The organism is Arthrobacter sp. OAP107, assembly GCF_040546765.1.
Taxonomy (GTDB): Bacteria; Actinomycetota; Actinomycetes; order Actinomycetales; family Micrococcaceae; genus Arthrobacter.
The window spans coordinates 214,932-228,237 of record NZ_JBEPOK010000001.1; the positions used below are offsets into that span (position 1 = coordinate 214,932).

The 13,306-nt window shown below is 57.3% G+C and carries 9 protein-coding genes and 1 pseudogene; 1 reads left to right on the forward strand and 9 read right to left on the reverse strand.

Annotation, left to right across the window (positions count from 1 at the left end; all coding sequences use genetic code 11):
• Positions 1-123 precede the first annotated feature (123 nt).
• Positions 124-576 (forward strand): annotated as a pseudogene (locus tag ABIE00_RS00910) (IS30 family transposase); the annotation flags it as partial.
• 433 nt (positions 577-1,009) lie between these two features.
• Here the strand turns inward: ABIE00_RS00910 and ABIE00_RS00915 are convergent.
• The 9 genes from ABIE00_RS00915 to ABIE00_RS00955 all read right to left on the reverse strand — a co-directional run bounded on the left by ABIE00_RS00915 (position 1,010) and on the right by ABIE00_RS00955 (position 13,009).
• Positions 1,010-2,356: an MFS transporter gene (locus tag ABIE00_RS00915; RefSeq protein ID WP_354255537.1), complete on the reverse strand. Its 1,347-nt coding sequence runs from the start codon at positions 2,354-2,356 to the stop codon at positions 1,010-1,012.
• A gap of 76 nt (positions 2,357-2,432) precedes the next feature.
• Positions 2,433-3,374 (reverse strand): hydroxymethylglutaryl-CoA lyase, encoded by a 942-nt coding sequence (locus tag ABIE00_RS00920; protein ID WP_354255539.1) that lies wholly within the window; start codon positions 3,372-3,374, stop codon positions 2,433-2,435.
• Entirely contained in the window at positions 3,374-4,288 is a 915-nt protein-coding gene (locus ABIE00_RS00925; RefSeq protein WP_354255542.1) for an SMP-30/gluconolactonase/LRE family protein, read from the reverse strand. Before ABIE00_RS00925 ends, ABIE00_RS00920 begins: the two co-directional genes overlap by 1 nt.
• Positions 4,285-5,943, reverse strand: a complete 1,659-nt coding sequence (locus ABIE00_RS00930; RefSeq protein WP_354255545.1) for an AMP-binding protein — start codon at positions 5,941-5,943, stop codon at positions 4,285-4,287. Before ABIE00_RS00930 ends, ABIE00_RS00925 begins: the two co-directional genes overlap by 4 nt.
• A 1,348-nt stretch (positions 5,944-7,291) precedes the next feature.
• The gene (locus ABIE00_RS00935) at positions 7,292-8,233 is read right to left on the reverse strand and encodes a hydroxymethylglutaryl-CoA lyase (RefSeq protein WP_354255539.1); all 942 of its coding nucleotides are present in this window, start codon (positions 8,231-8,233) and stop codon (positions 7,292-7,294) included.
• Positions 8,233-9,660 carry an MFS transporter gene (locus tag ABIE00_RS00940; RefSeq protein WP_354255548.1) on the reverse strand — a complete coding sequence of 476 codons (1,428 nt, stop codon included), beginning with the start codon at positions 9,658-9,660 and terminating at the stop codon, positions 8,233-8,235. The genes ABIE00_RS00935 and ABIE00_RS00940 overlap by 1 nt, the downstream gene beginning before the upstream one ends.
• Before the next feature lie 393 nt (positions 9,661-10,053).
• Positions 10,054-10,821: an enoyl-CoA hydratase/isomerase family protein gene (locus ABIE00_RS00945; protein ID WP_354255551.1), complete on the reverse strand. Its 768-nt coding sequence runs from the start codon at positions 10,819-10,821 to the stop codon at positions 10,054-10,056.
• Between the two features lie 48 nt (positions 10,822-10,869).
• Positions 10,870-12,039 carry a CaiB/BaiF CoA transferase family protein gene (locus ABIE00_RS00950; RefSeq protein WP_354255554.1) on the reverse strand — a complete coding sequence of 390 codons (1,170 nt, stop codon included), beginning with the start codon at positions 12,037-12,039 and terminating at the stop codon, positions 10,870-10,872.
• 748 nt (positions 12,040-12,787) lie between these two features.
• Complete coding sequence (locus ABIE00_RS00955; RefSeq protein WP_354263515.1) at positions 12,788-13,009, reverse strand: hypothetical protein; 222 nt, start codon at positions 13,007-13,009, stop codon at positions 12,788-12,790.
• Between the last annotated feature and the right edge of the window lie 297 nt (positions 13,010-13,306).

The following is a 13,306-nucleotide window of genomic DNA, read 5'->3' on the forward strand; positions in this document are numbered from 1 at the left end:
GGGCAGCGGGCGGCCATTCCCAGTGAGCCGTCCAAGCGGCAGGGCGATCTCTGCCATGCCCGCCGCCCGAGGGTGATCGAAACACTACGACAGCTCCGAAATCACCCACAACAACACCGTAAGGAAGGCGATTTGATCACCGGAACCCACAACCAGTCGGCGATCGGAACCCTGGTGGAACGCACCACGCGCTATGTCATGCTCGTGCACCTTCCGGTGGACCACACTGCGGAATCAGTCCGCGACGGGCTGATCAAGACCATGGGAACCCTGCCCGCACATCTGCGCGGATCCCTCACTTGGGACCAAGGCGCCGAAATGGCCAAGCACAGCGCGTTCAGCCTCGCCACCGACATGGACGTCTACTTCTGCGACCCTGCCAGCCCATGGCAGCGAGGGTCCAACGAAAACACCAACGGGTTACTCCGCCAATACTTCCCCAAAGGCACCGACCTGAGCGTCTACGGGCCCGAGGACCTCGAACACGTCGCCCAAGAACTCAACGCACGACCACGCGAAACACTCGCCTGGGACACTCCCGCCGAACGTCGTCGTGCTTTACTGATACCCAACTGACCTCGGGTGTTGCATCGACCCCTGGAATCCGCCTCAGCGGGCAATTCCATGGCCATCTACGGGCAGTTTTTCATGGCCGCCAACAGGCCCTAACCACGCTCATCTGCGAAGGGCCCGATTTCCACGTCGCCGGCACTGAGGTGCACCCCCTTCGGGCAAGAGCCGCTACGAGTACTTGTGCCGGCGGCAGACATACGCCCGAATACAGCCCAGGTCCTGCGGGCGGCCGGGTCCACCCGCTGGATCCGTGACGCTACGTTGCGAGGTGATCGGTGGGGCACGGAGAGACGGTGGCGGCGTCCTCGATCCCTGCCTCGTGGAGGCTTGTCCAGCGGGCCCTGGGACTCGCAGCTCTCACTACGCCCTCTCCCGATGACCAGCCCAAGCCGGCACGTCAACTGGACCAGAGATTCGAGCTGTACGCGTGGTCCGGTTACCGGGGAACTGCCGGTTGCAGAGGAGCGCGGTAGGTTTCTTTCATAAGGGTAAGTGCGGCTAGGGCAATTACAGCCTCCACTCCAAAAAAGATGATGTATGCCCAAGCATTGTTAGCAAACGCGGCAGCCAAGGTCGATGCAATCAGAGGTGAGAATCCTGCGCCCAACAGCGTTCCAATTTGTTTTGCAATTGAGAACCCAGAGAAGCGTACGGCCGTCGGATAGTTCTCGGAAATGAGTGCACCCTCAACGCCGTACATCAGTGCCTGCGCCACTCCGATAGCTACTACCATCCCGCATCCCACAAGCAGAATATTCTGCGACGGCAGTAGGTACAGGAAGTAAACCGTAACCGTTACCATTGCGAGCGGAATACCGATGTAGTAGTTGCGTTTTCGTCCGCCCGAGTCGGATAGGCGACCACAGAGGGGAATCGTGATCAGCGAAACAACGCCCGCAATCATGGTGGCTACGGTAAGTCCGGTCACCGACAGACCGTAGTTCCGAGGCCCAATCGACAGTGCAAAAGTTGCAACGAGGTGGTAGAGGGTGGAAGCAACCATTGCCAGGGCGATGCCGGCAAGAGTAGGCCTCCATGCAGTACGGAAGACCTCAAGAGCAGGAACTTTTACAATCTGTTGCTTCTTCTGGAAGGCCGGCGATTCGGTGATTCGGCGCCGGATGTAGGCCCCGATTACAACTAGGATAATGCTGCCCAGAAATGGCATACGCCATCCCCAAGAAAGTAGATCTTCCCGCGGCATCAGACTCAACAAGGCGACGGAACCGACAGAAAGTATGACCCCAACACTGGCGGTGGCCATGACGATTGACCCATACAGGCCACGCCGGTTATCCGGAGCCGTTTCAAGGGTTAGAAGTGTACCGGCTCCCGTTTCACCACCTACGCCAATTCCTTGACAAAACCGAAGCGCGACCAAGAGTATGGGCGCCCATATGCCTATCGTTTCGTAGGTGGGCAGCAAACCAATTCCTATCGTGGAAGCTCCCATCAACAGAAGAGTCACCATGAATATCTTCTTCCGACCAATTTTGTCGCCGAAGTGGCCAAATACGATACCCCCAATTGGCCGTGCACCGTACCCCACGGCCAGTGTTGAGAATACGATAATTGTGCCGACTACAGGGTCGAATGTCGGGAAGAACAGTTGATTGAACACGACGGGCGCCAGGAAGCCATACAGGAGAAAGTCGTACCATTCTATTGTGGTGCCCAGCGCACTTGATACCACTGTTCTTCGACGGTTGGTCTGACTGGGCACTGGCGCGTCCGGTCCGGAGTTCGGTCCTGCGTCTGAAGTAGATAGATTGTATTGCGTCATGTCTGTTCCTGACCGTTTTTTAAACGTTTTACATCACGAAAAGTTGTATACGAAACCTTTAAATTAGTGGACTAACTCAGCGATACGTTTGTAGGGCGCGTCCCCGCATTACTTTTCCGGGAAGGGAATGTCCAACAATGGACTCGGCTTGGAGGGCGACGTCGATAAGGCGGTCAAGGTCGACCCCGGTGTCGATTCCCATTTCGTGGCACATGTGCACGAACTCCTCCGTGGCGATGTTCCCGGCAGCGCCGTGGTCCCCGCCGAATGGGCATCCGCCCAACCCTGCGACTGAAGCGTCGAAGTCATGTGCTCCCAGCTGCATCGCCGCGTACGCGTTGGCGATACCCATGCCACGGGTATCGTGCAGGTGCATCCGAATATCGTGTTCCGGCCAACGCTCTCGAACTTCACCGACGGTGCGACGAATTTGTTCGGGGTTGGCCCATCCCATGGTGTCCGCCAAAAGCAAAGTGGGGATATGGACACCTGCGTCCGCTGCTACTGCAAGCGCACGCGTGAAGCGATCGATCACAGCGCCCAGGTCGACGTCTCCTGCGTAGTTACAGCCGAAGGCTGCCGCGACCGACAGGTAGGACACGGGGACGTTCGCATCGCGAGCGACCGCGAGCGAATCCGGGATGTCGGCAAGCACCTGCTCGGTGGACCGTCTCATGTTCTTGTGGGAAAACTCCTCGCTGGCCGAGACGATCACCGCGGCCTTGACGTCCAGAGTGCCGACTGCGAGTGCGCGTTCGAGACCCTGCTTGTTCAGGTAAACACAGGTGTATTCGGTGCCCGGCTTCCGGGTGAACCCTGTTGCGACCTGCTCGGCGTCCGCCATTTGCGGCACCCACTTCGGTGAGACGAAAGAGGTAACTTCGATCTCCGGGAAGTTGCACTCAGACAGAAGGTCCACCAGACGGATCTTCTCCGCCGTCGGGATTGGTCCCTTCTCGATCTGCATACCTTCACGCGCGCCTACTTCACGCACCACGACAGACTTAGGCAGTGTCATTAGTCATCCTCCTTCGGGGACACAGCTGGGGGCGTCGCTCCTACCAGCACGGGGCACTTTGCTTGGTGGGTTTGCAATCCAGGGATGTCGTTGGTCAGGTGATACACAGCACCGACACGCTCAGCCGGGTTCAAGGACCCCGTGGTGATGAATATCTCGTCCATTGCAGTGCCGCCGAAACAAACGTTGGTCACAATTTCCTGGGGCACATTGATGGTGCGCTGCAGGTCTCCGCCAGGACCGAAAACAAGCACACGGGATGCGAACGCGTTTGCTACCCAGACACTTCCATCAGCCGCAACCGCTAGCCCATCAGGGATGCCAGCGTCCATCGTGGCGAACAGACGTGGTTTGCCGACGCGGCCGCAATCAACGTCGTAGTCATATACGAAGACAGCCCGCTGACCAGAATCCGCATAGAAGAGGCTGGTGTCGTCTGGTGAGAACGCCAAACCGTTGGTGTGCCGAACCTTAGGTGTCGGTATTAGACATCGGGCGGATCCGTCCAAGTCGATGAGCCAAAGACTCCCGTGGTCGGAGAGATGGTTCTCCTCGGTGGGTCGTGACCCTAACATACCGGCCAGCACGCGGCCCGATGCATCGGCACACATATCGCTGAATCCGACCATTCCACTTATTTCAGGGGTGTTGTCTAACAGAACGACCGTCGACGATGTATCGGTTCCCTTGTATGCGACATTACGACCGGATACGACAAGACCGCCCGCCTGATGACGCACCAAACCACCAATTCCTCGTCGGTGTTGCACGACAGTGGTGGGGCCAGTTCCAGCCTCGTTGAGACCAAACACCCCACCCCCCTCGGCGTCGGCGAATACCAAACCGGAAGTTGGATCCCAGACCGGCCCCTCCAGTAAATGGAATCCCGCGGCTATCTTTTCGAGATGCGTCATAGTCGACCAACCTCGACTCCCTCCGACACGCGGTCCCACAACTGCTTGACGTTTGATTGCGCATCCTGGCGAAGCGAATGCTTTTGAATTTTTCCGCTCTCAGTTCTCGGCAGGTCTTCGCGTGTATCGATAAATCGCGGCACCATGAAATATGACATTCGCCCCTCACACCATTTAATTAGATCAGCCGGCACGAAGTTATGGCCTGGTGTAATAATAAGCGAAACTCCGACTTCTTCGTCTCCGTCAATCGCTACCGCATAGGCGCAGACTTCCGCAATGCCCTCGTAGTCCATCAACACCTGCTCGACCTCGAACGCAGATATGTTCTCACCGCGCCTGCGGATGGCGTCCTTTTTTCGATCCTTGAAGTACAAAAATCCGTCTGCGTCGCAAATTCCTAAATCCCCGGTATGGAACCACTGATTCCGCAGACTAGCCGCTGTTTCGGTTGGCATTTTGTAGTAGCCCGAGGCGCTGTGCCATGGCGTCTTTGTGCGCAGGACAATCTCCCCAAGTTGTCCGTCTGCTACCGCGAAATCGTCATCGTCAACGATTCGTACCTCGAAATGAGGTGACACCAGTCCGCAAGATCCAAACTTGTCAGCCGGATCATCCATGGTCGAAAAATTTGAAACGCCGAAATCCGTTAACCCAAAACACGACACTAGCTGGACGTGCCAGCGTTCTTCCATTTGACGACCGCGGTCTGGTATGGGTCCCGCCATGATTTGACGAAGCGTATTCTTACGCTCATATTCGGATACGTCAAGATTCCAGAGAATATCACCCATCGAACCTAATAGATTCGTCAGAGTCGCACCGTAGACATATACGTCACGCCAAAAGTTGGATGCCGAAAACTTAGGCTTTATGACGACTGTGGCTCCGACCAATAAGCACCCATAAGTGGCGGAATGCAAAGCATTCCCATGAAACAAGGGCATCGATACGTACATGATGTCGTCGCTGCGATAGCTGTGTGCATCGGCGAACCCCCCGGCCCACGTAAGGGCGTACGCGTGTGTGTACATAACGGCCTTCGATGGGCCGGTCGTCCCTGAGGTGTACATAAGGAAGGCTTGATCGTTGTATCTCACTTCAGTTTTGGGCGCAAGTGTATTGCTGGACCTCAGATCGTTGAACTTCAAGACAATGAGATCAGCAGGCAGGTCGGCGCCAGAGGGCGGTTCACCGACGATGATCAAGCGCTTCAAAGAGGAAGTCAGATGGATGATCGCCGCGATATGCGGAAGGAACTGTGCGTCAGCGATCAGCGTGGTGGCATCAGCGTGATCAAGATTGTAGGCCAGCCCCTTGCCTCTCGCCGATGTGTTCAGCGGGACGGCTACGGCGCCCAGTTTTCCTAAAGCAAAAATTGAGAGCAAAATCTCTGGACCGTTACCCAACATAACCGCTACGTGATCGCCGAAATCAACTCCAGCTGAACTCAGGCCGTTAGCGAGTCTGTTGGTTTCCAGCTCTACCTCCTGGTAACTGAAACTGACTGTTTCGAAGACCAAGCACGGTTTGTCACGGTGTCGTGCTGCTTGGGTCGAGAGAACCTCTCCGATCGTCAAGTCTCGAAGGGCGAACTGCATCAGGACCTCGCTTACATAGATTCTGCTCTCTGGATCCAGAACGTCCGACAGCATGCATAAACTGTGACTCAGAAGACAGTGACTGTCAAGAAATCAGCAATCCGGCCCCACGTTGGCGTGCAGCCGCAACGAACACCAGAGTCCGGTCGGTTGCGATCCTCGGCGCACTGGCCTTACCGGTGGCGGAACTGTGTAGGTAAGCCGTTACAACCCCTGGACAAGGTGGCTTGTCCCCGAATTCCGCGACCTCGGGAACGAACTGCGCATGTGCATGGATGCAGTACGGTGCCGGACCTTTCGAGCGATACTGCATAGCCGCCAGGTGTTTAGCCTGGACGTGCCCCGGTCGACGGTGGGCACGACCCCGCTTCTCGAGCTGACCAGCGAAATGGGCGATCTACCCGTGGTACACGCTTGGCTTGGCGTTGATTCTTTTCAGCAACTCGTAGTGGAGGCGATCGCTGTTAGTCAGTTAGTCCAGCTCCTAATGAACCAATTGCTCACCCATGTGCCTAAGGAGCCCTCGGCATCGTGGTACTAGCCATGTGCAGATCGAACAAAAAAGCATTTCGGAGCCAAGTACGGAAGATTTGCCGCACGGACTGATCATGAAAGCCCTCGTCGCCTTGAACATTCGATCGTCATCGTTGTCTGGAACATGCTCACCACCGGCGAGCTCCACAGGGACCCTCGACCCCATAATCCAGCCGGCCAAAGCACGGGCACGCGCCATCAATCAGCTCCAAGCCTTTGGGCTACACCGTCGTCCTCGAACCGGCCCAACAACCGGTTGACCACACCGCACGGCTGTGCCGCACGAAGCACCGCACCAAAGCCGGGTTCTCATCGCCCGTGGTTGGCTAATTTTCGTGAGAGCCTGACAGCACATTCGATCACGGCGCGCGCCAGCCACCGGACGAAGCCCCGAACCAACACGAAAGTGCGGTCCAAGACAACCCACTCCTGGACCGCTCATCCTTGCCCTCTTGGCAGGGAACGCTTGTAGATCATGTTTTTCATCGAAGTTGTTTCTGATTGTGGTCCTTCGGAAGGACTGTGCCGAGCACCCTTATCCGGGGGCTAGCGGCATGCTGCTCGGTCGAGAAATCGGCTTTTTGCTGAGAGGTCTGGACGTGGAGACGTCAGTTTTATCTGTTGCAATTAGCTGCCGGACGGGGGCGAGTACAGGACCCACGCGGGTCACCGGCTCGAACGAGGACTCGAGCCGGTGACCGACCGCGCTCCGTATTGGACCGCGTGCAATATTCATTAGTGACTCAGGACCGACGCCTGTGTCGATACCCAGCAGCGCGAAAAGGCGCACTAGCTCCCCCGTTGCAATATTCCCTGTAGCGCGTCGGGAAAACGCCGCGCCACCGGACTCGGGGGCAGCCGGACTAACTCAGCGATACGTTTGTAGGGCGCGTCCCCGCATTACTTTTCCGGGAAGGGAATGTCCAACAATGGACTCGGCTTGGAGGGCGACGTCGATAAGGCGGTCAAGGTCGACCCCGGTGTCGATTCCCATTTCGTGGCACATGTGCACGAACTCCTCCGTGGCGATGTTCCCGGCAGCGCCGTGGTCCCCGCCGAATGGGCATCCGCCCAACCCTGCGACTGAAGCGTCGAAGTCATGTGCTCCCAGCTGCATCGCCGCGTACGCGTTGGCGATACCCATGCCACGGGTATCGTGCAGGTGCATCCGAATATCGTGTTCCGGCCAACGCTCTCGAACTTCACCGACGGTGCGACGAATTTGTTCGGGGTTGGCCCATCCCATGGTGTCCGCCAAAAGCAAAGTGGGGATATGGACACCTGCGTCCGCTGCTACTGCAAGCGCACGCGTGAAGCGATCGATCACAGCGCCCAGGTCGACGTCTCCTGCGTAGTTACAGCCGAAGGCTGCCGCGACCGACAGGTAGGACACGGGGACGTTCGCATCGCGAGCGACCGCGAGCGAATCCGGGATGTCGGCAAGCACCTGCTCGGTGGACCGTCTCATGTTCTTGTGGGAAAACTCCTCGCTGGCCGAGACGATCACCGCGGCCTTGACGTCCAGAGTGCCGACTGCGAGTGCGCGTTCGAGACCCTGCTTGTTCAGGTAAACACAGGTGTATTCGGTGCCCGGCTTCCGGGTGAACCCTGTTGCGACCTGCTCGGCGTCCGCCATTTGCGGCACCCACTTTGGTGAGACGAAAGAGGTAACTTCGATCTCCGGGAAGTTGCACTCAGACAGAAGGTCCACCAGACGGATCTTCTCCGCCGTCGGGATTGGTCCCTTCTCGATCTGCATACCTTCACGCGCGCCTACTTCACGCACCACGACAGACTTAGGCAGTGTCATTAGTCATCCTCCCGCGGAAACACCTGTCGAGGCGTCCCCTCCGCCGTTATAGGGTATTTTGCTTGATGAACTAGGGGTTCCGGAACATCGTCGGTCGTCCTGGAGACGCTGCCGACGCGTTCGGCATTCGGGGCTCTCCCAAGGTCGCGAAACCGCAATGCGATGAGAAGTCCCGCAAGCAGCATGGCGACGGCGACGATAATCAGACCGCCCCTGTATCCGCCCGTGGCGTCACTGAGCACACCAAACGAGTATGGGCCAAGAAAGCTGCCAAAATTGGCAATGGCATTGATAAGGGCTATTACGCCGGCCGCGGCGGCGCCCGTATAGAGACGCGACGGAAGAACCCAGAACGTAGTAAGGGATCCAAGCACCCCGACCATGGCCACCGTTAGCGCTGCAAGAGCGATATACGGGTTGTCCAAACCAAACATGGCAACGAAAAAGAAGCCTATTGAGCCGATAGTCGTGGCCACAACGAAGTGTTTGGTTACTTCCCTCTTTTTGTCCGACCTGGAGGCGAAAAAGAGCATACCCGCGCCGCCGATGGCCCACGGAATTGCAGAGAGGAGACCCACCTGCACGCTGCTAAGGCCGAGAGACTCACGGGCATTGATGTCTTTGAGCAGGGTTGGCAAAAAGAACGTCACGACGAACATAGAGTAGAGAACCAGGAATGGCGCAACTGCGAGTAGCCACACTTGCCCGTTAAGTAGGGCCTTGCGAATGCTGTGATTACCCGCTTTTTCCGGTGTCTCATTGGCCAATGCCTCAGTCAGCACCTGACTTTCCTCGGCTGTCAGCCACTGCGCATCCGCAGGTCGATCTGTCAGGTAGAACCAGCACATGACACCGAGTAGCACAGCCAACAGACCTGTTATCAGAAGGATCACACGCCAACCGTCAAGCCCGAGGAACCCGTCCATCTGCACACCAATCAGGGTCATAAATGGAACGCCGAAGGCGGCCGCGACAGGAATACCCAGCAAGAAAAAGGCGGTGGCCCGCGAACGCATCTCGCGGGTGAACCAGTATGTCAGATAGACCACGATGCCGGGTGCAAATCCAGCCTCAGCCATCCCCAGGAGTATGCGAAGACCGTATAGCCATTCTGCATTTGGAACAAAAGTCAGGGCCGTCGCCACGATTCCCCATGTGACGACGATACGCGCAAGCCATCGCCGGGCCCCGAACCGGTGCAGGGCAAGATTGCTGGGAACTTCAAGTGTCATGTAGCCGACAAAAAAGAGTCCGGACGCAAGGCCGAACTGCGCAGCAGTCAACCCAAGCTCGTCGTTCATACCATTGGGTCCTGCTACCGAGATATTAATGCGGTCGAGTTGGTTTACCACGAAGAGCAGTGCCACGAATGGCATTAACCGGCGAAATGCCTTCTTTTGAGCTCTGTCGAGCACAGTTTGCTTCATTACAAGCTGCCTTTCGATGTGCGCCAGCCATCTTGAGCAAGGTGGCTAGAAATTTAAGTTGGTTCTAAAGTCTGAGGCGGTCCTGCGACGGTCGCACCGTCGCGACTACTTGATCAATAGCCATATGTCCCGCCTCGCCCAATGAGGGCGGTTGGCAGTAATGCCAGATTTATCTTTTCTAGGAACTGGCTGGGTTACGACACCCCAGGGCAGTATCGGAACTTTTAGATAAAGGGCGCCGTGCGCTTTCTAATACATTGAAAGTGCGCCTCTAGGATTGCAAAGTGAAGGCGACTTTCGGTATGGCAATCGTTAGCGCACAACGTTGATTTCGTAGCCGGCAGCGCTACCTTTGAATTGGTCATAACAGCTTCATGGGTGATACCCTCGGGGCTATTCGTCTGAGTCGTCTGCCGACAGGTACGACTGCGCTTTTCCTGGATCCTCGTCAGCATTGGCTAGGGCCTGTTGGAGCGCTTCGTGGGCCCCGGACAAGATCTTGTGCCTGTTTGTGTCATTGGCGTTGTTGGTGAACCGCTTTGCGCGCCTTAGCGAGTCCACATTCCCACCCATCCATCCGCTGAAAGTATTTGCAATGCCTTCTTCCGCCTCCTGGATCGAGGCGCACAGCACGACATTAGTGGCAAAGCTACCGATTTCTCTGCCCGAGAAACGCTTGCCCTGCCACATCATTCGAGCTCCGGCCACGGCATGCCCCGACGCGTTCAAGACCGCTAGTGCATACACGGGTACAAGTCCGTGCAACAGTTCAGGCAGTGCGAACCAGGCTTTTTCCGTCGAAAACACAAGATCTGAACTAAGAGCGAGGGCACATCCGTACGCTTGAGCCGCGCCGTCGACCAGCGCCACTGTTGGAATGCTCCTTGACAACCACTGCTCGGTGAAGTCGTGAATCGCAGCGCTGTAATGAGGGTCACGCTTACCGCGATCATTAGATATGTCGCCGCCCATGCAAAAAGTTTCGCGACTACTGCGAATGAGGAGCGCGCCGATGGAGGCATCGTTCTCCGCATCTTTTATTACTTTGGTCAGCTCACGGTACATTGAAGCAGACAGAGCATTCCCGCGTTCGACCCGATCCAAAACTATCTCTAGAATCCGGCCCTCTGCCTGCGTGTTTATCATGAGCCCGTCCGGCATGTCATGCTCCTTTCTCAAGACGAGCGGGTTGATCGCTTTCAGTTGACATCAGACGATTCCCTTGAGTTCGAGGTCGGTGATCTGCTCGGCGGTGTAGCCCAGGTCAGTGAGGACCGATGTGGTGTGTTCGCCCATGAGAGGGCCAGCGCTCCTGATGGAGCCGGGGTTCTCGCTGAACTTGGGCACTACTCCCGGCAATGTGACTGAGCCGAGTGTGGGATGACTGACCTCTACTAGCATGTCGCGGGCTGCATAGTGCTCATCCTTAAAAATGTCGGCGACGTCGTAGACAAGGGAGTGCGGGACCGAGAAGTCGTCCATCCGCTTTTGCAGTTCTTCGCGGGTGTACCTGCCGGTCCAGGCGCTAACCAACTCGTTCATCTCGGCCCTCCGCGCCAGTCGTTCCCGGTTGGTCGAGTAGCGTGGGTCGGTGAGCATGTCAGGCCGGTCCATGGCTTCGGCGAGTCGGGCGAAGGTGCGCTCTGTGCTGGTGGTGATGACGACCCAGTGTCCGTCCTTCGCCTGATAGATTCCTGCAGGGCAAGAGGCGGCTAGCTCGTTGCCGGTGCGTTCACGGACTGTGCCGAGCACGTCGTACTCGGCGACGACTACCTCAAGCATCCGGAAGATTGATTCGTACAGAGCGGCGTCGACTTCCTCGGCCGGCCCGCCCGACACCTTCAGTTGGTAAACGGCCGCCAGGGCACCTAGCGCGCCGAACATGCCGGTTAGATAGTCCACCAGAGACACCGACGGCAATACAGGAGGACGGTCGGGGTACCCGTTGATATGGGCGTAACCACTGAATGCGGTCGCAGGGGTCCCGAAACCGGCCTTACTCCCGTAGGGACCAGTCTGGCCGTAGCCCGAAATGTGGACCACGATCAGGTCGGGATTCGCCTCCCGCAGCCGATCAATCGTAAGGCCCCACTTATCCAAAGTGCCGGGCCGGAAGTTCTCGATGAGAATGTCCTGCTCGGCGAGAAGGCGGATGAGAATTTCCTGACCCTCCGACGATTTCAGATCGAGAGTCATGCTTTGCTTGTTTCGTGCCGCTGCAGCCCAAGTAAGCGACGTGTCGCCGTGAAACGGACCGAGGGCGCGCAACGGATCGCCTACCCCTGGCATCTCGATCTTCAGCACAGTTGCTCCCATGTCGCCGAGCAACGCAGCGGCGAAGGGGCCGGCGAATACGGTGGCAATGTCGAGGACACGCATGCCGCTAAGTGGACCACTCATACAAATAGCTCCTAATAAGGGTTGGTTACACGACTAGAAATCTGCGGTGATGTCGGCGACGACTTGCAGATCCGTTCAACCACGTAAATGCAGACCATTACCGAGTCTGTTGGTTCCAACTCGACCTCGTGATACCTAAAACTGGCTATTTCGAAGACCAAGCACGGTTTGTCACGGTGTCGTGTGGGCTTGGGACGAGAGACCCTCTCCGGGCGTCATGTCTCGAAGAGCGAACTGCATCAGGACCTCGTTTACACTGACATCTGCTCTCTGGATCCAGAAGCCCAGACAGCATGGATAAACTGTGACTTAGAAGACACCGGCTGTCAAGGGAACCGCGAGTTTGCACCGAAGTTGCTTGTTTCCTGTAGCGAATACTCGAAGCTGATCGGCTTCGGTCGTCATCCCACTGGCCTTACCGGTACCTATGCAAGTCGGTTGTTTCACCGCTGGCACGGTGGGCTTGTCCCGAATTTCACGAATTGTGGAGCGAACCCCCGAGCTTGCGCAGGATTCACAGGGCGCCGGACATTCCGAGCGATGATGCATAGCCGCAGAGCTCGTAGGGGAGGCGGTTGGTGCTCGAACACTGGCGCACGGCGTGCCGACGGCTATCGACCCGCGTTACTGCTGAGCAGCTACTGCAGGGCCGGGATCACCTGAAAGCGCCGCCGTGATCATCCGCTCCGAAGCTACGATTCCTGCGCCATCAGGGGCGCACCTAGACCTAGCCGCAGTTGAGCCTGAGGCGGCGCATCGCCAGCCCGGTGCAGATAAGCGGCCTTGATGCATTGGTCTGGGCCACGGCGACCGGCAGCGCGCCAATCGTCGCCGGCTGGTCCACCAGCAGCAGGGTCCTGTTCCGAGCGAGGGAGGCGATGATGCTGAGCAGTTCGGCCTCGCCCTGGGCAAATGCCCTACCCAGCAGCTTCTTGCCGTTGCGATCCAACTCAATGATTCTGATGCAAGTTCGGCGCACCTGTGCGGGCGTTGGGTTGAGTCGGGGAGGCCGCCGGTGCTAATCGTTTAATCCAGCTCCGCATGCGTCTTCGAGTTCGTTATGAACAGATCGCTCAGTTGCAAGGGAAAGAGTTGACCACAACACGCCCCCTCTTCAGAGTTAGGTCAGCGATTCATTCAACGACAATCCGTCGGAAAAACACTTTTAGGAGGGTGCCATGCTTGTGGCTTCCACTACCGGCCCCAGCACAGAACAGGGCGGCGTCTTAGATCTGACCGCGGCCCG

What these genes read in the sequence shown, in the direction of transcription:
- ABIE00_RS00915 (WP_354255537.1), bottom strand. Translation starts at nt 2,356, where the DNA reads ATGACGCAATACAATCTATCTACTTCAGACGCAGGACCGAACTCCGGA.
- ABIE00_RS00920 (WP_354255539.1), bottom strand. Translation starts at nt 3,374, where the DNA reads ATGACACTGCCTAAGTCTGTCGTGGTGCGTGAAGTAGGCGCGCGTGAA.
- ABIE00_RS00925 (WP_354255542.1), bottom strand. Translation starts at nt 4,288, where the DNA reads ATGACGCATCTCGAAAAGATAGCCGCGGGATTCCATTTACTGGAGGGG.
- ABIE00_RS00930 (WP_354255545.1), bottom strand. Translation starts at nt 5,943, where the DNA reads ATGCTGTCGGACGTTCTGGATCCAGAGAGCAGAATCTATGTAAGCGAG.
- ABIE00_RS00935 (WP_354255539.1), bottom strand. Translation starts at nt 8,233, where the DNA reads ATGACACTGCCTAAGTCTGTCGTGGTGCGTGAAGTAGGCGCGCGTGAA.
- ABIE00_RS00940 (WP_354255548.1), bottom strand. Translation starts at nt 9,660, where the DNA reads ATGAAGCAAACTGTGCTCGACAGAGCTCAAAAGAAGGCATTTCGCCGG.
- ABIE00_RS00945 (WP_354255551.1), bottom strand. Translation starts at nt 10,821, where the DNA reads ATGCCGGACGGGCTCATGATAAACACGCAGGCAGAGGGCCGGATTCTA.
- ABIE00_RS00950 (WP_354255554.1), bottom strand. Translation starts at nt 12,039, where the DNA reads ATGCGTGTCCTCGACATTGCCACCGTATTCGCCGGCCCCTTCGCCGCT.